Below are 20110 nucleotides of genomic sequence, written 5' to 3'. Positions count from 1 at the left end.
TCTCTGGAGGAGGAACCCCGTGAGCAAGATCAAGACGATCTACATCTGCAACCACGCCCATACCGATATCGGCTTCACCGATTATCAGGAGCTGGCATTGCGCCAGCACGGCGAGTTCGTCGGCCAGGCGCTCGATCTGATCGAGGCAACCGACCGCTATCCGGCTGAAGCGCAGTACCGCTGGACCGTCGAGACGACCGGGCCGTTCCTCCGCTACCTCCGGCAGGCGAGCCCCGCCGAGGTGGCCCGCTTCCGCCATTGGCACGAGCAGGGCCGCATCGACATCGCCAGCATGCAGTACAACATGACGCCGCTGCTCAATGTCGAGCAGATGCACCGTTCGCTCTACCCCCTGCGGGCGTTGCGCGACGAGTTCGGCTTTAATGTCGAAGCCGCCATGCAGGACGACGTCAATGGCGTGAGCTGGCTCTATGCCGACCTGCTCGCCGAGCTCGGCATCAAGTTCTACACCGCCGCCATCAACCCGATCCGCGGCGCCCGGCCGAAGCCGTTTCCCGGCGCCTTCCGCTGGGAAGGGCCGAGCGGCAAGCAGGTGCTGGCCTGGAACGGCTACCATTACCTGTTCGGCCGCAGCCAGGCCGGGCTCGGCAATTGGGACCTGGTCGATCGCCTGCTGCCGCGCTGGATCGATGAGCTCGAGAACGACGCGAGCTATCCGTTCGATTTCCTCTACTGCGAATCCACCCACCCGGTGCGCGTCGATAACGGTCCGCCCGATGCCCGCATGCCGGACTTCGTCCGCCGCTGGAATGATGAGCGGAAGAACGTCCGCATGGAGTTCATCACCGTCACCGATTTCGGCCGACTGCTCGAAGACAAATACGCCAAGGTCATCGGCACGCAGCGCGGCGACTGGACCGACCACTGGGCCGATGGCGTCGGCTCCTCCGCCTTCGAAGTCGGCGTCAACCGCGCCGCGCATGAGATCGTCGGCATCGGCGAAGCGCTCGAGGCCTGGCGCCGCAGCAAGGGGCAGGGCGAGTGGAATGCCGATCGGGCTGCCGACATCTACGAGTCGATGACGCTGTTCGACGAGCATACCTGGGGCGCCTACTCGTCCGTGGAAGCGCCGCATTCGCTGTTCAGCCAGGCGCAGTGGAACCGCAAGGCCGGCTTCGCCTACACCGCCGCCATGGAAGGCCACGGCACCGTCGCCAAGGCCGCCAATGCGCTGGCGGCGCCGCTCGGTACGAAGGGGCCGGAAGGCATCTTCAACCTCGGCAACCTCGATCCCAAGGAAGCCTTCAAGGCCTCAGGCATCGATGAAGTGCTGGTGTTCAACACACTGCCCTGGGAGCGCCAGGTGATCGTCGAGGAACCCGAGCCGCGCGGCGGCGCTGCGCCGGTCGGCATGCTCGATACCTTCTTCAATCGCCGCAGCACCTGGGGCGGTCCGCGTCCTTATCCCGAGATCCGTCGCGTCGCCGGCACCGTCCCGCCGATGGGCTATGCCTTCCTCGATCTCAAACAGGGCGTCCCCGCTGGCGACCTCAAGGCCAATGGCGATACCATCGAGAACCGGCACTATCGCATCCGCATCGACGGCAAGACCGGCGCCATTGCCGAGCTGTTCGACAAGGCGCAGGGCCACGACTTCGCTGGCCAGTACCAGGGCTGGGGCCCGGGCGAATACGTCTACGAGACCGTCGATTCCCCCGACGATCGGCTGGCCATCGCCGATATCAGCTTCGACAAGCCGGAATTCTTCACCGGCCACACGGACACGCCCTGGAAGCGCGAAACCGCCACCAAGGTGACGCTCGATGCGGCGAAGCTTTTCGAAGGCCGCGCCTCGATCACTGTCCACATCGAAGCACCCGGCGTCTCCGCCGCGACCGTGGTCTATGCGCTCGATGCCGATACCAAATGCGTCGTCGTCGACTGGAGCATCGACAAGCTCGAGCATGCCGACGCCGAAGCGGTGTTCGTCGCCTTCCCGTTCAACCTCGGCAAGCCGGATTTCTTGCTCGATCTCAACGGCATCCCTGCCGTGCCCAATACCGACCAGCTCGATGGCGCCGCCAAGGACTGGTACCCGGTGGGACGCTGGGTCGATGTCAGCGACAAGCAACGCGGCGTCACGGTGGTGCCGCTCGACGCACCGCTGGTGCATCTGGGTGGCATCACCACCGGCAAGTGGAACCGCACGCTCGAGCCCGAAGGCCCGACCATCATGAGCTGGGCGCTCAACAACCACTGGCTGGTGAACTTCAAGTCGGCGCAATCCGGCCGCATCCCGCTGCGCTATCGCCTCATCACGCATGAAGGTCCGGCCGATGCAGCCGCCGCGGCGAAGTTCGCCGCCGAAGTCGCGACCCCGCCGGTCGCAATGCGCGACATCAAGCCGACGGGCAAGCTGAGCGACAGCTTCTTCGGCACCGACGAGAAATCACCGGTGCTCGTGACTGCCAAGCCCGGCGAGGACAGCGGCTGGGTGGCGCTGCGCCTGCAGAACCTCTCGGCCAAGCCGGCGAGCCAGACCGTCACCTTCACCGGCAACCCGGCCGCGGCTCGCAGTGCCGACCCGACCGAGCATCCGAGTGCGGCGCTGGAACTGCAGGGCAAGGCGTTGACGGTGGAGGTGCTGCCGCGGGAAATCAGGACGGTGTTGGTGCGGTTTACGCCGGAGGGGTGATCGCCAGGCCGGAGCGTGTGGCCACCCCCACCCTTGATCCCTCCCCACAAGGGGGAGGGAGATCCGACTGCTAGCTTCGGTTCTTTCGTCTCCCTCCCCCTTGTGGGGAGGGTAGCGCAGCTAGGCGAAGCCGTAGCGAAGCTGGGTGGGGGTGGGCCGCAGCTCCGATACCCTACACCACTTCCGCTGCCTCCACCGCAATCCGATAACGCGTTATGAACCGCTCGCCCGCGCTGAATCGCCGCGCCGTCTTCGTGCCTCGCCTCGAGATCGGATTGTCCGCCGCCGAAATCTGCGGCCCCAGATCGAAAGCCGAACAGATCGGCTCGAACCCCAGCGCCAAATGCCGGCCGTTCCACGGCGCCATCTGCCGGCCGCGGTTCGACATCCAGAGCAGCGCGCTCGGATAGTGCTCCTTGTTCCAGCTGAGCCGCACCCGATAGCCCTCGGCGCTGTTCCACAGCGATGCCGTGCCGGGCATGTCGAGCAGCTGCAGGATCTCCTCCGTCGCCTGCGCCAGCGGCACCTGGGCGACATCGAGCCGTGTCCCGTCCTTGAGCGCCACATCGCGCCACGGCGTTTGGAACCGGCCCTGTTCGAAGATCGAGGTGTCATCGACCGGTCCGGGGAAGGTCGCCCCGGTGATCTCGTCCCCCACCTCGATGTGCATGGCGCCGACCTTGCTCGGCAGCCGGAACGAGGGATGGAGGCCCAGCGGCAAGGTGCAGTCGTCCCGCACTTCGATGATCAATTCAAAGTCCAATGCCGTCGTGGTCGGATCGGGCGTGACACGCCGGTGCAGCGCCTTGATCGGATGGGTCTCCAGATAGGCAATGCTCAGCCCAATGCTGCCATCAGCCGCGGCCTCGAACTGCCAGTCATGGTTGGAGCTGAAGCCATGCGGGTCGGTATCGACCGTCGGGCGCGCCGCCGACCCCGGCCAGTCGCCCTGTGCCGGGCGATCCCCGTCGACCCCGAACGGCACGCAGGGCCACTCGCCGCGCAGCCGCTTCAAAATGCCGGGCAGGGTCTCGCCACCAGGCTCGTTCGCCCATGGCGCCACCTGGAACGGCGCCACCTGCCGGCCGTCGGGCAGCACGAACAGCGTCGGCCCGATCATCCCGCCCAGGCTCTCGACGCTGACCACGCCATGCGCCCAGACCAGCGAGCGTGTTTCACCCAGTTCGGTCATCGTCACTCCCTCGTTTTGTTGCGCCGACAGTGGCCTATCGGGCGGTGAGCGACAACCTGGGAGGCGAGGTTTTTGAGCGGGTTGGGCTCTCTCACGGCTCAGATGGTTGGCGCCCGTCTGTTACGCCACCGGTGGGCTGAACCACCGCGATCACCACACCCACGATGTCATCCCTGCGAAGGCAGGGACCCAACTCGCAGCCGGCGCAAACGGATGATTGGGTCCCTGCTTTCGCAGGGATGACATCCGGTGGGGCGGACAGGAGCCGAGCTCAACCAGCTTTTAGGTCAGCGAAAACTACCCCGCGAACCGCGCGCCCATGCCGCCATCGACGCGCCAGTTGGCGCCGGTGACGAAGCTTGCCTCATCAGACAGCAGGAACACCGCGCAGTTGGCGATTTCCATCGGTGTCGCGATGCGGCCCATCGGGTGCACGTCGAGCACCTGCTGCCGCATGTCGGCAGGCTGCGTCGCGAAATACTCGGCCACCAGCCGGGTCTCGGTCCAGCCCGGCGACAGCGCGTTGACCCGGACCTGTTGCGGGCCGACTTCCAGCGCCAGCGAGCGGGTCAGACCGACCAGCCCGGACTTCGCCGCGGCATAGGGAAAGTACCCCGGGAAGGTGTGGTCGGCATGCACCGAGGCGATGTTGACGATCGAACCGCGCTTCGCCGCGAGCATTGCCGGCAGCACCTCACGAGCGCAGAGCCACGCCGATTTCAGGTCGACCGAGAACACATCATCCCACTGCGCCTCGGTCATCGTCACCGGGTCGGCGTTGGAGTTGCGTCCGGCATTGTTGACCAGCCCGGTTACCGGCCCGAGCCTGGCCACCGCCGCTGTGTGGAACGCCTTGATTTCGTCGGCCATCCGGATGTCGCCGCGGCCGAAATACACCTGATCGTCGGCGCCGAGCGAGGCAGCGAAGGCTCGCCCCGCCTGCTCTTCGATATCGATGATCGAGACCCGGGCGCCTTCCGTCAGCGCCTTCTCGACGATGGCTGCGCCGATGCCGCGGCTGCCGCCGGTGACCAGCACATGTTCCCCGTCGAGCCGGCCTGCCATCACACGTCCTCCAGCTGCGCCACCGCGACGCGATCGGCGAACAGTTTATCCACCTCGGCCACCGACAGGCCAGCGCCGAGCAGCACCTCGCGGCTGTGCTCGCCATAGCGCGGCGAGCCACGCAGTGCCGGGGTCGGCTGCTCGGAAAAGCGGATGGCCGGCGCGACGGTGCGATACTCGCCGCCCTTGGAGTGCGTCATGGTGGTCAGGTAGCGCTGCGTCTGCGGGTGGCTGAGGAACCGCTCGTAATTGTTGACAACGCCACACCAGAGCCCGTGCTCGGTGAGCAGTTCATCCCAGTGCGCCACCCTATCGGTCGCCAGTTTTGCCGCCACCGCATTGTAGATGTCGTCGCGCCACTGCATCAGCGCTGCGCTGTCGGTCTGCTTCGGGCGCGACGTCTTGAGCGTCTTCAGCGCCGGCACGCCGATCACCTCGGCGAGCACATTGAGATCGACCTGCGCCAGCGCCAGGTGGCCGTCAGTGCAGGCGTAAATGCCGTAGGGGGGCTCCATCCAGATCGATACCTGCGGGCTCGCCGAACGGGTCGGCGGGGCCTCGGTCGACATGTAGGAGGTGAGCTCCTGGATCTGCATCTCCATTATCGCCGAGACCATAGAAACCTTGATCTCCTGCCCGCGTCCGGTGATGCCGCGCGCCACCAGTGCCGCCAGCACCCCTTCGGTGAGGAGGTGCGAGGCCGAGACATCGACCATGTAGAGCGGCGAGGCGTGTGGCAGCCCGGAGGCACGGCCGGCATTCATGGTGAGGCCGGTAAAGCTCTGCACCAAGAGGTCCTGGCCCGGCCGATCCTTCATCGGCCCGTCCTCGCCATAGCCGCTGATCGAGCCATAGACGAGCCGCGGGTTGATGGCGCTGAGCGTCGCGAAGTCGATGCCAAGCTTGCTGGCGACGCGCGGTCGGAAGTTCTGCACCAGCACGTCAGCATCCTTCACCATGCGGTACAGCACCTCGCGCCCGGCATCCGACTTGAGGTCGAGGATCAGCGAGCGCTTGTTGCGGTTGAGCGTGATGAAGGTGGTGGCGTCGCCGAACTTGGTGACCCCCGCCATGGTCGAGTAGCGCGAGAAATCGCCGCCACCCGGGGCTTCCACCTTGATGATGTCGGCGCCCATTTCGCCCATGCGCTGCGTGCACATCGGGCCGGCCAGCGCGATGGTGAGATCGAGCACCTTGAGGCCGGTCAGCGGGCCACGGTTGCGGGGAGCGTGTTCGTTCATGTCAGTGGTCTCTCAGCGCCCGCGGAACACGGGGTCGCGCTTTTCGGCAAAGGCCTTGATGCCCTCGGCCGCGTCTTCGGTGCCCATGCACAGCGTGTAGCCGTCATTCTCCCAGGCCAGCCCCTGCATGATCGAGGTGCCCTGGCTCTGCTTGATGATGTTCTTGGCTGACTGCACGGCGATCGGCGGGTTCTTCGCCAGCCGGTCGGCAATGGCGTGCACCCGCGGCCACAGTTCCTCGACGCTGACCAGGTCCTGCACGAAGCCGACGCGATGCGCTTCGGCGGCGGGGAAGATGTCGCCGGTCAGCACCCAGCGCGCCGCGTTGCCATAGCCGATCAGCCGCGGCAGGATCGAGGTGTTGCCTGAACCCGCATGCCAGCCGCGCCGCACTTCCGGCGCCCCGAAGCTCGAGCGCTCGGTGGCGACGCGGATATCGCAGCTCATCGCCACTTCCAGCCCGCCGCCGAGGCAATAACCGTCGATCGCCGCGATCGCCGGCTTCCGCAGTTTCAGGAGCGGCGCGATATAGTCGCGGTCATACTCGGCGCGGTTACGCTGCTCCCACGGCTCGCCCAGGTCGTCGAGCGCCCCGACATCGCTGCCGGCCGAGAACGAGCGCTCGCCGGCGCCGGAAATCACCAGCACCTTGATGTCGTCGCGATAGTCGACTTCGCGGCAGATGCGTACGAACTCGCCGCCCATCGCCGCCGTGATGGCGTTGAGCTTTTTCGGCCGGTTCATCTGCATATGCGCGACGCCGTTTTCGACGCTGTAGAGGATGTGCGGTTCTTCGGTCATCTCGGGGTCCGGTGTTCAGGATGTGAGGGAAAGGGTGACGCGCCAGTCGCGCCGCTCGCCTGGGGCAAGCGGCGGTGCGCCGGCGTCGATGGCTTCGCCGAGCGTATCGGCGGCGGCATTGGTGGGCTCGAGCGCGATCTCGTGGTGGCCGCCGGGGCCCGGCCAGCCGCCATAGGTCAGCCAGATGCCGAGCTGCTCGATGCTCTGGTCCCAGGCAAGCTCGAGCCATTGCCCTGGCCGACCGACCCGGGCCGTGCGACCCGGCACGGCGGCGTAGAACTTGCCGGCAAACACCGAGGCGGCCGGCTGCACCTTGTCGAGCGTGAACGGCAGCACGCCGTTCGGCTTCGACCAGGCGAGCCGCGGCACGCTCAGGAACGTGTCGCCGATCGACAGATAGGTGGCCGATATCGTCTCGACCTCAGGCAGTTCGATGCTGTCGGCGTCGGTGACGGCGAGCAGGCCGTGCAGGGCCCAGAGATAGGGCAGCGATGTGTCGGTGCGGTTTTCCACCCGGTAACGGGCGATCAGCGACGCCCCGTCGAGCCGCAGCTCGCGGGTGAAGCGGAACTGCGGGTCGGTGTAGTTGAGGCGCAGCGCCGTCGGCGTCTGCTCTTCCACGGCGAACGGCCGGCCCCACAGGTCGCCATGGTCGCGCAGCTTCCGCCCCCAGGCAGCGTGGCTGGCGTCCCACGGCGCGACGGTGGGGAAGCACTCGTCCCAGCCGACCGCTTCGTCACCGGCATACTCGGCGTCTTCGCCGGTCTTCGGACTCGGCTGCCCCTGCGCGATCCACTCGCGCCCACTCTGCCTGTCGAGGAGGCTGGTGACGCGGGCGCCGTAACCCGGCTCCACCCCTACGCGCATCCGGTCGTTTTCGAGGAGGACTGTGCTCATCCTCAGCTCCCCGTCGCGGCGGCAGCACGCGCCTGCGCCTTCTCGGCCCGCGCCATGCGCCACTGCCCAATCGCCACGGCCACCACCAGCAGGAAGCCCTTGGCGACCAGCTGGTAGAAGGTCGGGATGCCCAGCAGGTTCATGCCGTTCGACAGCGTCGCGAGCAGCACCACGGCCAGCATGGTGCCGACGATGGTGCCCTTGCCGCCGGCAAGGATCGCGCCGCCGAGGAACACCGCGGTGATCGCTTCGAGCTCCAGCCCCTGCGTGCCCGAGGCCGGCTGGCCCGAGCTGGTGCGCGCTGTCACCAGCACTCCGGCGAGACCCGCCAGCGCGCCCGAGATGGTGAAGATGTAGAACTTCATCCGGTTGAGGTTGATGCCGGCAAGTCGCGCCGCCGCCGGGTTACCGCCCATCGAATAAACCGAGCGGCCGAACACCGTCGAGCTCATCACGAAGTGGCCGATGGCGGCGATGATGATGAGGAGGATCAGCGACACCGGAACGCCTGGAAAGCCGCCGCCTTCGAGGATGCGGCCGGAACCGAGCCAGGCGAAATTCTGGTCCAGCACGCCGATCGGCCGGCCTTCCGGGGCGATGAGGAACGCCAGTCCGCGATAGGCCGAGAGCGTCGCAAGGGTCGCGACCACTGCGTTGACCCTCAGGTAGGTGATGATCGCCGCGTTGACGACGCCGAGGATGGCGCCGGCCAGGACGCCCATTGCCACACCGCCCAGCACCGTGCCCACATAGGTCACCAGCATGGCCGAGACCACCGAGGCGACGCCGGCGATCGAGCCCACCGAGATATCGAGCGCACCCGAGACGATGACGATGGTCATCCCAACCCCGAGCAGTCCGACGACGCTCAGGTTCATGCCGATATTCATCAGATTGCGCGGTGCAAAGAAGAACGGCGTCTGTGAGGCGATCAGGGCCACCAGCAGCACCAGCGCGATGATCAGCGACAGGTTCTCGGCGCCGACGAAGCGGGTGATCGCTTTCAGCGGGTTGCTGCTGCTGGTCGGCTGGATGGAAGAGTTGGTCATGTTGGTCATTACGCCCTCTGGTGCTTAGGCGGCGCGCTGGCCGAGCGCGTGGTTGAGGATCACCTCTTCGGAAGCGTCGTGCTTCTCGATCGGCGTGGAAATTGTGCCGCCATGCATGACGACGATGCGGTCGGCGAGCGCCAGCAGCTCCGGCATTTCCGACGAGATCAGCATGATGGCGATACCGGATTGGGCGAGGCTGTCGATCAGCCGGTAGATTTCGGCCTTGGCCCCGACATCGACGGCGCGCGTCGGCTCATCGAGGATCAGCACCTTCGGCTTGGCGGCGAGCCAGCGGGCCAGCACCACCTTCTGCTGGTTGCCCCCCGAGAGCTTGCCGACTTCCTGCTCGAGCGAAGGCGTCTTGATCTCGAGGCTCTTGATCAGCGGCTCGACCGTCTCGACCATTATCCGGTTGCGCAGCACGCCCCAGCGGGCGAGCGACGAGAACACCGCCATCGAGGCGTTCTCCATCACCGAGCGGACAAGGATCAGTCCCTCGCCCTTGCGGTCTTCCGGCGCAAAGCCGATCGAGGCGCGGATGGCGTCGGAGGGCGAGCGGATATGGGCGGGCTTGCCGGCAATGCGGATCTCGCCGGCGCTGCGGTGGTACTCGCCGAAGATCACCTTGGCGAGCTCGGTCCGCCCTGCGCCGACCAGTCCGGCAAAGCCGAGAATCTCGCCGGCGCGGATCTGAAAACTGATGTCGCGGTGCCAGCGGCTCTTGAGGCCGCGCACCTCCAGCACCACCTCGTCGCGCGTCGTCTCGGCGCGCGAGAAGCCATAGGAGAGGTCACGCCCGACCATCATCCGCACCACGTCGTCCGGCGTCGTCGCCGTGGTTTCCTTGACCCCGATCAGCCGCCCATCGCGCAGAATCACGATACGATCGGAGATCGCCATCACCTCATGCAGGCGGTGGGTGACGTAGATCACCGCGAGGCCGCGCGCTCTGAGCTTGCGGATCAGCGCGAACAGCCGCTCGGTCTCGTCGGCGGTGAGCGAGGAAGTCGGCTCGTCGAAGGCGATCACCTTGACGCCGGGCTTCAGCGCCCGGGCGATTTCGACGATATGGCGCTGCGCCGGTGAAAAGCTGTCGCCCTGGGCGTCGAGGTCGAGCAGGCCGTCGAAGCCGCATTCGACCAGCAACGCCTTGGCCTCGGCGCGCAACTGCTTGAAGTCGACGACCCCGCCGCGCTGCGGCAACTCGCCGACGAAGATATTCTCGGCCGCGCTGACATGCGGGACGATCTCGGGCTCCTGGCGCACCAGGCGGAAGCCGGCGCGCCGCGCCGCCAGTGGGTTGGCATGGCTGACTTCCTGCCCATCGAGCAGCACGGTGCCTTCGTCGAGCCGGTAATCGCCGGAGAGAATCTTGAGCAGGGTGGATTTGCCGGCGCCGTTCTCGCCGACAAACGCCATCACCTCACCGCGCCGGACGTCGAAGCTGAGATTGCTGAGGGCGCGGACATTGGGAAACGCCTTGCCGACGCCGCGGATGTCAAGAACAGGTGTATCGGTCATCACGAGAGATACCAGTGGGGGAAGGGGGCGGACCAAGGTGGCCCGCCCGAGCGTTCAGCGCTGCATCAGGTGCAGGGCATCGCATCCTTGTAGTTGGTCGGGTCGACGATCGAGGTCGCGGCAACCGTGTTCGGCGGCAGCGGCTCGCCCTTCTCGATGGCGTTGATCAGCGCGTTGGCTGCAGCTTCGCCCACGTCGACGCCGCTGATATAAAGCGCCGCCTTGAAGCCCGACGGCTGGCCCGCTGCCCAGGGCCGGCAGGCTTCGTAGGCGCCCAGCCCCACTGCGATGATGTTGTCGGGCGAGAAGCCGGCATTGGCCAGTGCGTTGACGGCGCCCAGCGCGCCCTCGTCGTTGCAGGCGAACACCACCCATTTCTCGACATCCGGATGCGCGGTGATCACCGGGCCGGCGGCTTCGAGGGATGAATTGGTGGTGCCGTCATAGGCCACCGGGAAGATCCTGGCGGCATCGGCGCCGGCCTTGGTCACTTCATCGCGCGAGGCGTTGGTGCGGTCGTTGCAGACCGACAGGGTCTGCACTTCGACCGACAGGATGCCGTAATTGCCGGCCTCGAGCCAGCCCGCACCCTTCAGCAGCCCGCCGGCGGCGACACCGACCTTGGTGCCCATGTCCTTGCCGTCGAAGCCGACATAGGGGACCGCGTTGCCGGCGCCGTCTTTCAGCGAGTCGTCGGTGGCGACCAGCAGCACGCCGGCATCGGCGGCAGCCTTGGTCACCGCCGGCCCGATCGCCTGGTCCGGCGCGGTGATGCCGATGCCTTTGGCGCCAGAGGCGATCGCATCGGTGATGGCGTTGATCGCGAGGTTGGCGTCGAGTTCGACATTGATGATCTTGGCGGTGTAGCCGGCCGCTTCCGCCGCCTTGGTGAAGCCCGCGGCCTCATCGATGAAGTATTGCTGCGTCCCCGACTTGTAGATGCCGACGATCAGCTTCTCCTGCGCCAGCGCAGCGCCGCTCAAAGCCATGCCGAACATGCCGGCAGCCAGCATCGCATGCCCCAGCATGCGAGACGTTTTGGTCATTTGGTCCTCCCTGACCGATGTGAAATCCTCGGAACGGGCCCGCCCTTTGATTGGGATGGTCTCCGTTGACGACTGGGATGTTTATCTGTTTATCTGACAAAGTCAACGCGCCCCACTAATGACGGGTGTGGACGAGTTGGGGAGGATCGTTTTGGAGCGTTTGCGCGACAGGGTCGCCATTGTCACCGGTGCCGGTCAGGGTATCGGCGAGGCCATTGCCCGCCGTTTCGCAGCCGAAGGCGCGCATGTGGCCGTCGCCGAAATCAGCTCGGCGCTGGGCGAGGCGACGGCTGCGGCGCTGCGGGCGGAGACCGGTACAGGGGCGCGATACATCCACTGCGATGTCGCCGATACCAGCAGCGTCGAGGCCATGGTAGCGGAGACCACCGCGACCCTCGGCGCCCCTGATATCCTCGTGAACAATGCCGGCATCGCGGTGTTCGGCGATCCGCTCGGGATCACCGATGCCGACTGGGCCCGCTGCATGTCGGTCGATCTCGACGGCGCCTGGTTCTGCTGCCGCGCCGTGCTGCCGGCGATGCTGGCGCGGGGCAGCGGCGCCATCGTCAACATCGCCTCGAACCACTCGTTCCAGATCATCCGCAACACCTTCCCCTATCCGATCGCCAAACATGGCCTCCTGGGGCTGACCCGGTCGCTGGCGCTCGAATATGCCGACCGTGGCATCACCGTGAACGCCATCTCGCCCGGCTATATCGATACGCCGCTGAACCAGCGGATGTTCGCCGAGAACCCGGACCCCGATGCCCGCCGCAAGGTCGAGGCGAAGCAGCCCGTCGGGCGGCTCGGACGGCCCGACGAAGTGGCGGCAGTGGCTGCCATGCTCGCCTCCGACGAGGCTCGTTTCATTGTCGGCGCCAACATCGTGATCGATGGCGGCGTCACCATCCGCATGTACGAATAGAGGGGAACGTTCGTGTCCATTTCGGTTTCAACTGCCGTCGAAAGCCATGACCTCCTGGGGGAGGGCGCCTTCTGGGATGCGCGGCGGCAAAAGCTCTGGTGGGTGGATGTGCCGCAACCGGCAAAGCTCCATTGCTACGATCCGGCCAGCGGCAAGAGCGACACTTACGCCATGCCGCAGATGGTGATGAGCGTCCGAGCCAGACGCGACGGCAGCGGGCTGATCGTCGCCACCCATAGCGGCATCTCGAGCTTCGATTTCACCACGAAGCAACTGACCCACCTGCTCGATCCCGACCCGGCCAAACCTTACAATCGCTCCAACGACGGCGGCACCGACGCGAAAGGCCGCTTCTGGTTCGGCACCATGCAGAACAACCTGCAGCCCAATGGTGGCGGGATGGATCTGCTCGAAGCGGCGGGGACCCTCTACCGGCTCGATCCGGACCTGACGCTCACCGCCCACGACACCGGTATCTGGATCTCCAACACCGTGTGCTGGAGCCCGGATAACCGCACCATGTACTTCTGTGACACCGCCTCGGGGATAATCTCGGCCTATGATTTCGACCTCGATGACGGCGTGATCAGCAACAAGCGCCCCTTTGCCAGGTTCGATCGCGGCGTGCCGGACGGCTCCACCGTCGATGCCGAAGGGTGCCTGTGGAACGCCCGCTGGGACGGCGGCTGTGTCGTGCGCTTCACGCCGCGCGGCGACGTCGACCTGGTGCTGGAGGTGCCGGTGGCCAAGCCCACCAGTTGCGCGTTCGGGGGGCCGGACCTCAGCGATTTGTACATCACCACGGCGAGCTATGGCGCGACCGAGGCCGAGCTGGCGGCAGCGCCCGAGTCGGGCAACGTGCTGGTCTGCCGGCCCGGGGTGAAGGGGATGGCGGCGCCGGAGTTTGGGTGAGGGTGGACGACTAGTCGACTGATAGAGACGGCCCCCTCCCGGCCTCCCCCATAAAGGGGAAGGTGAAGAGTCGAGTTTGTGGCTAGGTAGTGCCAGGCACTCGGTGCGGCACCTCCCCCTTTTTGGGGGAGGATGGGAGGGGGCCGTCTGCCAGCAGCCTACCGCTCATCCACCCTGACCCGCGCCAATGCCGCGGTCAGCACCGGCCCCTGGCCCCACGGCACGATGTAGCCGCGCGGCACGTGCCAGTAATGCTGCTGCACCAGCGCCGCATAGACCGCCGCTGAGACACCCTGGAGGTTACCCTCGGCGTCGAGGTTCTTGACCATCGCATCATAGGCCTTGTCCGCCGCGGCCCGGAACTCGTCCGCCGGCAGAATGCCCAACCGAATACCCCGGTAGAGCGCGCATGACATGAAGGCGGCGGTTGACGACTCCGGGCCGGAAGCCGGCTCGTGCACCATGGCCCACCAGTTGCCGTCATCGAGCTGCCAGTCGCGCATCGCCAGCGCCAGGTTCTGCGTGCGGCACACCACTTCGTCGTAATTCCCAGAGCTCTCGCTGGCATGCTCGACCACGTCGAGCAGCCCGAGCAGCGCCCAGCCCTGGCCGCGACCCCAGCCGCGGATATAGGAGCGCTCGGTCTTTTCCAGCCAGTAGTGGTTGTAGGTGCCGAGTTCGGGGTCAAACAGCAGGTCGCAATAGCCGAGGATTTCGTCGACCGCGCGCTGCGACCACTCGCCGCCGCCGCCGATCGCTGCCAGATGCGCGTAGAACGGCGGATCGAAATGCATGCAGTCGAGCCAGATGCCGGCACCCGGGTCCTGCATGAACTGCTGGTCCGCGGCTGAGAGGAGCACCCCGCCATAGGGCTGGCGCAGGGCGCGCAGCGTATCCTCGAAGGTGATGCTGACGCCGCGCACGCGGCGGCGCGCATAGAGGTGTTCGGCAAGCTTCTTGACCGCCGCGAACAGCACCTGGTCGTCGGTGCGCCTGACGATCTCGCACATGGCGTGGCCGGGCGCGGTGTTGTCGTCGAGCTGGAACGGCTCCATGCGGGTGGCCCAGGCGCGGAAGAAGCCTTGCGAGAAATCCTGCCAGGTTTTTACCCCGAGCATGTCGCCGGCAGCGATCAGGCCTTCAAAACCCACCGAGTCGCCGTAGAACCAGCCCTTGAAATCGTGTTGTTGCAGCCGCTCCGCCACCCGCTTGAACAGCTGGCGTTGCTCCCCTGTCGGCTCTGTCATGTCGTCCCTTTGCGGGGCCCGTCACTCGCTGAGCGCGAAGCCCTCGTTGGCGTCGATAATGGCGCGCTGGATCAGGTAGCGCATCGCCCGCTCGGCCTTGTCGGCATCCCCGGCGGCGAAGGCGTCATAGACGTCCTGATGCAGTTGGTTGGTCTCCTCCATCCCCACCAGGGTGGTCGTCGAACCCCTCGCCTGCATCTGCCCGTCGATCATCAGCGACAGGGCCGCTTCGATCACCGAAAAGAGCTGCTCGAGGATCTCCGAACCAACCGCTGCGAGGAACGCGCGATGAAATTCGAGATCGTGAGTGATGAAATGGTCGCGTTGTTCCTGCGGGGACGACGACTCGGTGAGGACATCGGTCTTGGCCTTCCAGGCGGCATGGATGCGCGCCTTGGCTTCGTCCGATCCGGTGGCGGTGGCGATCCAGACCACGCCGGGCTCGAGCGCCAGGCGCACCTGCAACAGGTCCTTCAGCAGCGTCTTCTTGTCGGCAGCTTCGATCCGCCACTGGATCAGGTCGGGGTCGAGCAGCCGCCAGTTGGCGCGCGGCATCACTGTCGTGCCCTCCATCTGCCGGCTGCGCACCAGGCCCTTGGCATTGAGGATGCGCATCGCCTCGCGGACCACCGACCGGCCCACCTGGAGCTCGGCCATCAGTTCCGCCTCGGTGGGCAGGGTCTCGCCGGATTTCCATTCTCCCGCCACCACCCGCCGCCCGAGATCGGCGACGATGCCCCCCAATATGCCGCGCACCTGCATGAGGCCGCCGAGGCTGTTGCCCCGTGTGCCGCCCGGCTGACGCGAAACTACCGACATGAACTGCTCCGTCCTTTTGGCCGCCCCGGACCACGAGTCCGTGCTCCCGCTTGTACCTCCCTTTTGCTGAATCACGAGGGCTTGCAAGAATGTCTGTTTATCATACAAAGTCTCGGAGAGATGACAAGGGTGCATGTGGGGGAGGTACCCAAGTGAGCATTGCCCCCAACTATCCGCCGTTCAGCGCTGGGTCGTCTCGAAGGCCGCGAGCACCGCGGCTACGGTGCCGCGCACGTGCTCCGCGTTGATCCGGGCGGCGGCCTCCGGATCGCGGCGGCGGAACGCTTCGAGCAGCGCGTGGTGTTCGGCGCGCACCCGCTCGGCGAACGCCTTGTCGCGACCGTGCTTGTTCATCAGGCCTTCGCTGAGGCCATAATAACGCGCGATGAGATCGGCCGCTTCGAGATTGCCGCCATGCGTGTTGATGAAGCGGTGGAAGACGCGATTGCCGGCGTCGATGCGGGCCCAGTCCATCGCCTCGATCGCTGCATCGTGTTCGACCTGCAAGGCTTCGAGCTGGCGCAGCGACGACAGCGACGCCTCCTCGGCGAACTGCCGGGCGAGGTAGCATTCAAGCGCCTCGCCGATCTCGCTGGAGTGGACCAGCCGGTTGCGGTCGAGCTGGCGAACCCGCGCCCCGTGATTGGGGATCATCTCCACCAGCCCCTCGCCCTCGAGCTGCTGCAACGCCTCGCGCACCGGCTGCACGCTGACGCCGAAGCGGTCGGCAATCGCCGTCATGGTCAGCCGACCACCGAGGGGGATATCGCCGGCGAGGATTTCGCTGCGCAGCAGATTGGTGACCCGCTGGTAGCTGGTCTCGGTCTTGGGGTCGGAATCGCCGCGGCGCTTGCGGGGGGCGGAACTGTCCTGGAGCATGGCAACCTCACATCGTATACGATGTTGACACATTTGATACGATCTTGCATCGTCCTATACGTTGCGCAGGACGGGGAGGTCCAGCGCATTCCCGATGGGCCGCGCATCGCCGCCTGATCCAAAACACAAGGCAATACCCATGGATCGCAACGACTACCGCGGCATCTTCGTGATCGTCACGACGCCGTTCACCGACGACTTCCGGCTGGATGAGGCGGCCCTCGAGCGCACGCTCGATTTCTGTCTTGCCGCAGGCGTCCATGGCGTCGTCGCCAACGCGCTGGCCAGCGAAGGCTTCTATCTCAGCGAAGCCGAACGCCGGCGCGCCGCCGAGATCGTCGTCGGTAAGGCCAAGGGAAAGGTGCCGGTGATCGTCGCTGTGTCGGCGCCGCACTACCACCTCGCCGTCGAGTTCGCCCGCCATGCCGAGACGATCGGCGCCGACGCGGTGATGTCGCTGCCGCCGACGCTGCATCCCTCGAGCCCGGCCGATATCAAGGCGCACTACAAGGCCATCGGCGCCGCCACCACGCTGCCCTTGGTGATCCAGAACGTCTCGGGGCAGGGCGCCTCGCCGCTGAGCGCCGGCCTCATCGCCGAGCTGGTGAGCGAGATCCCCACCGCTCGCTTCGTCAAGGAAGAGTCGGGTTACCCGGCCCAGACCGTCGGCGAGATCATCCGGCTCTGCGGCGACAAGCTCGAGGGCGTGATGGGCGGCAAGGCCGGCAAGACGCTGATGGAGGAAGTCCGTCACGGCGTCTCCGGCACCATGCCGGCCTGCGAAATCGCCGACGTGCACGTGGCGCTGTGGAACGCCATCGAAGCCGGGGACGACAGGCGCGCCCGCAACATCTTCCAGCGCCTGCTGCCGCTGCTCGATATGGAGAGCAATTACGGCATGCCGCTGATGAAGGAGGTGCTGAAGCAGCGCGGCGTCATCCCCAGCGCTGCGGTCCGCCAATCCGGCTTCCGCGCGCTCGACGCTGCCGCCCGCGCCGAGGCCGCCGCCATCATGGACGACCTCGCCGACCTGATGCTCCCCGCCTATACGCACCGCCGCTGAAACGGAGCGTTTTCAGGAAAAGTTGCAGACTTTTCCGGTTCGAAAGCGCGACCAAAATAAACGACAACCTAGAGAAGCAAGATGACCGACAAGCAGCTGGGCCGGATTGAAAACGCCATAACCACCCACTCCAACCCGTCCGAACTTCGCATCACCGACATGCGGCTCGCCGTGGTGGCAGCCAATTACGATTATCCGATCCTGAGGATCGACACTAACCAGGGCGTCTATGGCCTTGGCGAAGTGCGCGACGCCGGCCATGCCAGCAACGCGTTGCAGTTCAAGTCGATGCTGGTCGGGCAGAACCCCTGCAACGTCGACATGATCTTCCGCACCATCAAGCGCTTCGGCAATTGGGGCCGCGAAGGCGGTGGTGTCTCGGGCATCGAGATCGCGCTGATGGACCTGATCGGCAAGGTCTATGGTGTGCCGTGCTACCAGTTGCTCGGCGGCAAGCATCGCGACAAGGTCCGCCTCTACGGCGACACCCCGACCCCCGACGATCCGACCCCTGAGGACTTCGTTGCCGCGGTGCTCGGCCGTCGTGACCGGGGCCTCACCTGGATCAAGTTCGATTTGAGGCCGTCGTTGTTCGAGACCGGTGACAGCCCGCTGATCGGCAACGACGCCAAATACGACTTCGCCTACGAGGAGGGCCGGCCGTTCAAGGCACCGATGCATGGCCGCGGCGTCAAGCTCACCGATGCCACCATCGAACGCGCCGCGCATGTCGTCGGCGAAGTCCGCCAGGCCGTCGGCCCCAACGTGCAGATCTGCGTCGATCACTTCGGCGAAGGCTATCTCACCTCCGATGAGGTCATCCGCCTCGGCAAGGCGCTCGAAAAGTTCGATCTCGCCTGGATGGAAGACCCGGTGTCGCGCTTCGACATACCGGGCCACAAGAAGATCGCCGATGCGCTGCTGACCCCGATCGCCGCCGGCGAGGATCTCTATCTGCGTGATGGTTTCCGCGAGGCGATCCGCACCCGCGCCTTCGACATCGTCCACCCGGACCTGCTCACCTCGGGCGGCCTGATGGAAACCAAGCGCATTTCCGACGACGCCGAAGAAGAGGGCATCCCGACGGCGCTGCACTGCGCCGGCTCGCCCATCGGCTTCATGGCCAATATCCACACTGCCGCCGCGATCTCGAGCTTCCTCGCCTGCGAGCATCACGGCCTCGACCTGCCGTTCTGGGAGAGCCTCGTCACCGGCCTCGAGCCCAACTACATGGCCGACGGCTACGTCACCGTGCCCGACAAGCCGGGCCTCGGCATCGACCTCAACCTCGAGGCGATCGAAGCGAACCTCCGCACTCCCGGCACGATGTTCCTCCCCACCGACGAGTGGAACACCCCCAAACTCGGCTTCTGGCGCCCGGACGATCGTTGGCCGGAGTAGGCCAGCCATGCGACATCGGCGCTGGACTCACGCAGGTCATCGGTCTATGTGAACTCCGTTGTCGGGCTTCGCCGCCCGATGACTGAGGCCCAGCTGGAGTTCCACCTCCTAGTCTGGGCCTCTCTATTTCTGGCGGATCGCTTTCCCGTTTTGGCTTACGATCTGCCCACCCACTCGGTGTCATCCCAGCGAAAGCTGGGATCCAACTCTCCTCCAGCGCGGGCTGTGAAATGGGTCCCAGCTTTCGCTGGGATGACAGCCGGTGGAGGGAGGCGAGGCCGTGGACCACCTCATTGATGAAGGGGGTTACTTCGTCGTCACCGGCGCGGTCGAACCGCGCAGCCGGAATTCCGGATCGATCAGCACTTCGGCCAGTGGCAGCGAACGGTTCGCGGTCAGCGCCACGATGGCGCGGGTGGTGTTCTCGGCAATGCGCTCGACCGGCTGCCGCACCGCGGTCAGCGGCGGGTCGGTGAAATCCAGCATGTAGGAATCGTTGTAGCCGATCACCGAGATGTCGCCGGGGATCCGAAGCCCGGCGCGTTGGATGGCGCGCATCGCCCCCAGCGCCATGTCGTCGCTCGACGCCACGATCGCCGTCACGCCCATCTGCAGCAGTTCCTCGGCCGCGTGCCGACCACCCTCGACATTGTAGTACTGCCGCACCACGAAATCCTCGGAATTGGGCAGCTCACGCCGGTCCATCGCCTGGACGAACCCCTCGACGCGGCGATCGGCCGGGGTGTTGCCCACCGGCCCGGCGCACATGCCGATTCGGCGATGCCCGAGGTCGTAGAGATGCGCCACCGCCATTTCGGCGGCGCGCCAGTCGTCGGTCGAAAACACCGGCGAGGGTGTATCGGGGAAGCCGCCATTGACGCAGATGAACGGGATGCCGCGCGATTGCAGCAGCTGCCGTGCCACCGGATCGGCATTGCGCACCGTATTGCTCGACGACAGGAACACCACCGCGGCGATGCCGGCATCGATCATCGCCTCGACATAGTCGCGCTCGCGCTGCGTGCCGGGGCAGATCACCGCGCGTAAGCCATAAGGCGCGATCTCGTTCTCGATCGCCTCGCAGAGGTCGGCGAAGATCGATTCAGCAACACCGGGCACCAGCAGCAGCACCAGCTCACCCTTCAGCTGCCGCTCATAGCCCGCCTTGCGCAGGGCCGCTTCGACTGCCTCGCGTGTTGCGGTCGATACGCCATACTTGCGGTTGAGCACCCGGCTGACTGTCGCTTCGCTGACCCCGGCGAGTTCGGCGACCGCGGCAAGCCCTATATTGGCGGCCGGCGAACGGGGGCGTGGCCGGTGCGCCGCACCCTCGGTGCCGCTGCTGCGGCCACGTTGGCTGCGCGGCCCATTGCTGTCGTCGGACCTGTCCACT

At 66.1% G+C, this 20110-nt stretch carries 17 protein-coding genes; 5 read left to right on the top strand and 12 right to left on the bottom strand.

The genetic code is table 11. The annotated features are described in order from the left end of the window. Positions 1-19: 19 nt before the first annotated feature. Entirely contained in the window at positions 20-2656 is a 2637-nt protein-coding gene (locus ASC89_RS24610) for a glycoside hydrolase family 38 C-terminal domain-containing protein (RefSeq protein WP_056002935.1), read from the top strand. Positions 2657-2828: 172 nt separating this feature from the next. On the opposite strand, the gene ASC89_RS24605 is transcribed toward ASC89_RS24610, so the two are convergent. From ASC89_RS24605 to ASC89_RS24570, 8 genes are all read right to left on the bottom strand, one after another. Continuing rightward, complete coding sequence (locus ASC89_RS24605) at positions 2829-3848, bottom strand: hypothetical protein (RefSeq protein WP_056002932.1); 1020 nt, start codon at positions 3846-3848, stop codon at positions 2829-2831. Positions 3849-4145: 297 nt separating this feature from the next. Beyond that, the gene (locus ASC89_RS24600) at positions 4146-4913 is read right to left on the bottom strand and encodes a glucose 1-dehydrogenase (RefSeq protein ID WP_056002929.1); all 768 of its coding nucleotides are present in this window, start codon (positions 4911-4913) and stop codon (positions 4146-4148) included. Further along, positions 4913-6154, bottom strand: coding sequence for a CaiB/BaiF CoA-transferase family protein (locus tag ASC89_RS24595; RefSeq protein ID WP_056002926.1), 1242 nt, complete (start codon positions 6152-6154; stop codon positions 4913-4915). Before ASC89_RS24595 ends, ASC89_RS24600 begins: the two co-directional genes overlap by 1 nt. A gap of 12 nt (positions 6155-6166) precedes the next feature. Further along, positions 6167-6955 (bottom strand): enoyl-CoA hydratase/isomerase family protein, encoded by a 789-nt coding sequence (locus ASC89_RS24590; protein WP_055885707.1) that lies wholly within the window; start codon positions 6953-6955, stop codon positions 6167-6169. A 15-nt stretch (positions 6956-6970) separates the two neighbouring features. Continuing rightward, positions 6971-7852, bottom strand: coding sequence for a hypothetical protein (locus ASC89_RS24585; protein ID WP_056002924.1), 882 nt, complete (start codon positions 7850-7852; stop codon positions 6971-6973). Between the two features lie 2 nt (positions 7853-7854). After that, complete coding sequence (locus ASC89_RS24580; RefSeq protein ID WP_056002920.1) at positions 7855-8910, bottom strand: ABC transporter permease; 1056 nt, start codon at positions 8908-8910, stop codon at positions 7855-7857. A 15-nt stretch (positions 8911-8925) separates the two neighbouring features. After that, entirely contained in the window at positions 8926-10425 is a 1500-nt protein-coding gene (locus ASC89_RS24575) for a sugar ABC transporter ATP-binding protein (protein ID WP_055885699.1), read from the bottom strand. Between the two features lie 65 nt (positions 10426-10490). Beyond that, positions 10491-11471, bottom strand: coding sequence for a substrate-binding domain-containing protein (locus ASC89_RS24570; RefSeq protein WP_055885694.1), 981 nt, complete (start codon positions 11469-11471; stop codon positions 10491-10493). A gap of 151 nt (positions 11472-11622) precedes the next feature. Between ASC89_RS24570 and ASC89_RS24565 the strand changes: the two genes are divergently transcribed. After that, entirely contained in the window at positions 11623-12396 is a 774-nt protein-coding gene (locus ASC89_RS24565) for an SDR family oxidoreductase (RefSeq protein WP_055885690.1), read from the top strand. Between the two features lie 12 nt (positions 12397-12408). After that, positions 12409-13308 carry an SMP-30/gluconolactonase/LRE family protein gene (locus ASC89_RS24560; RefSeq protein WP_055885686.1) on the top strand — a complete coding sequence of 300 codons (900 nt, stop codon included), beginning with the start codon at positions 12409-12411 and terminating at the stop codon, positions 13306-13308. A 158-nt stretch (positions 13309-13466) separates the two neighbouring features. On the opposite strand, the gene ASC89_RS24555 is transcribed toward ASC89_RS24560, so the two are convergent. The 3 genes from ASC89_RS24555 to ASC89_RS24545 all read right to left on the bottom strand — a co-directional run bounded on the left by ASC89_RS24555 (position 13467) and on the right by ASC89_RS24545 (position 16253). Continuing rightward, positions 13467-14555 carry a glycoside hydrolase family 88 protein gene (locus ASC89_RS24555; protein WP_055885681.1) on the bottom strand — a complete coding sequence of 363 codons (1089 nt, stop codon included), beginning with the start codon at positions 14553-14555 and terminating at the stop codon, positions 13467-13469. Between the two features lie 21 nt (positions 14556-14576). After that, complete coding sequence (locus ASC89_RS24550; protein WP_055885677.1) at positions 14577-15374, bottom strand: FadR/GntR family transcriptional regulator; 798 nt, start codon at positions 15372-15374, stop codon at positions 14577-14579. Between the two features lie 180 nt (positions 15375-15554). Next, on the bottom strand, positions 15555-16253 hold the full coding sequence (locus ASC89_RS24545; RefSeq protein WP_055885674.1) for a GntR family transcriptional regulator: 699 nt from the start codon (positions 16251-16253) through the stop codon (positions 15555-15557). A gap of 139 nt (positions 16254-16392) precedes the next feature. Between ASC89_RS24545 and ASC89_RS24540 the strand changes: the two genes are divergently transcribed. Both ASC89_RS24540 and ASC89_RS24535 read left to right on the top strand, forming a co-directional pair. Further along, on the top strand, positions 16393-17316 hold the full coding sequence (locus ASC89_RS24540; RefSeq protein ID WP_055885671.1) for a dihydrodipicolinate synthase family protein: 924 nt from the start codon (positions 16393-16395) through the stop codon (positions 17314-17316). An 81-nt stretch (positions 17317-17397) separates the two neighbouring features. Continuing rightward, a complete protein-coding gene (locus ASC89_RS24535) occupies positions 17398-18717 on the top strand; it encodes a mandelate racemase/muconate lactonizing enzyme family protein (protein WP_055885668.1) in 1320 nt (439 codons plus the stop codon). 306 nt (positions 18718-19023) lie between these two features. Here the strand turns inward: ASC89_RS24535 and ASC89_RS24530 are convergent, their stop codons facing one another. After that, on the bottom strand, positions 19024-20109 hold the full coding sequence (locus ASC89_RS24530) for a LacI family DNA-binding transcriptional regulator (protein ID WP_197421398.1): 1086 nt from the start codon (positions 20107-20109) through the stop codon (positions 19024-19026). Position 20110: the final 1 nt, after the last annotated feature.

This window comes from Devosia sp. Root413D1, from assembly GCF_001425235.1.
Classification (GTDB): Bacteria; Pseudomonadota; Alphaproteobacteria; order Rhizobiales; family Devosiaceae; genus Devosia_A.
Note: the sequence above shows the minus strand (reverse complement) of the source record. Positions and strands in the feature narration are given on the sequence as shown.

What these genes read in the sequence shown, in the direction of transcription:
- ASC89_RS24580 (WP_056002920.1), bottom strand. Translation starts at nt 8,910, where the DNA reads ATGACCAACATGACCAACTCTTCCATCCAGCCGACCAGCAGCAGCAAC.
- ASC89_RS24590 (WP_055885707.1), bottom strand. Translation starts at nt 6,955, where the DNA reads ATGACCGAAGAACCGCACATCCTCTACAGCGTCGAAAACGGCGTCGCG.
- ASC89_RS24575 (WP_055885699.1), bottom strand. Translation starts at nt 10,425, where the DNA reads ATGACCGATACACCTGTTCTTGACATCCGCGGCGTCGGCAAGGCGTTT.
- ASC89_RS24555 (WP_055885681.1), bottom strand. Translation starts at nt 14,555, where the DNA reads ATGACAGAGCCGACAGGGGAGCAACGCCAGCTGTTCAAGCGGGTGGCG.
- ASC89_RS24595 (WP_056002926.1), bottom strand. Translation starts at nt 6,154, where the DNA reads ATGAACGAACACGCTCCCCGCAACCGTGGCCCGCTGACCGGCCTCAAG.
- ASC89_RS24545 (WP_055885674.1), bottom strand. Translation starts at nt 16,253, where the DNA reads ATGCTCCAGGACAGTTCCGCCCCCCGCAAGCGCCGCGGCGATTCCGAC.
- ASC89_RS24605 (WP_056002932.1), bottom strand. Translation starts at nt 3,848, where the DNA reads ATGACCGAACTGGGTGAAACACGCTCGCTGGTCTGGGCGCATGGCGTG.
- ASC89_RS24550 (WP_055885677.1), bottom strand. Translation starts at nt 15,374, where the DNA reads ATGTCGGTAGTTTCGCGTCAGCCGGGCGGCACACGGGGCAACAGCCTC.
- ASC89_RS24535 (WP_055885668.1), top strand. Translation starts at nt 17,398, where the DNA reads ATGACCGACAAGCAGCTGGGCCGGATTGAAAACGCCATAACCACCCAC.
- ASC89_RS24540 (WP_055885671.1), top strand. Translation starts at nt 16,393, where the DNA reads ATGGATCGCAACGACTACCGCGGCATCTTCGTGATCGTCACGACGCCG.
- ASC89_RS24585 (WP_056002924.1), bottom strand. Translation starts at nt 7,852, where the DNA reads ATGAGCACAGTCCTCCTCGAAAACGACCGGATGCGCGTAGGGGTGGAG.
- ASC89_RS24570 (WP_055885694.1), bottom strand. Translation starts at nt 11,471, where the DNA reads ATGACCAAAACGTCTCGCATGCTGGGGCATGCGATGCTGGCTGCCGGC.
- ASC89_RS24600 (WP_056002929.1), bottom strand. Translation starts at nt 4,913, where the DNA reads ATGGCAGGCCGGCTCGACGGGGAACATGTGCTGGTCACCGGCGGCAGC.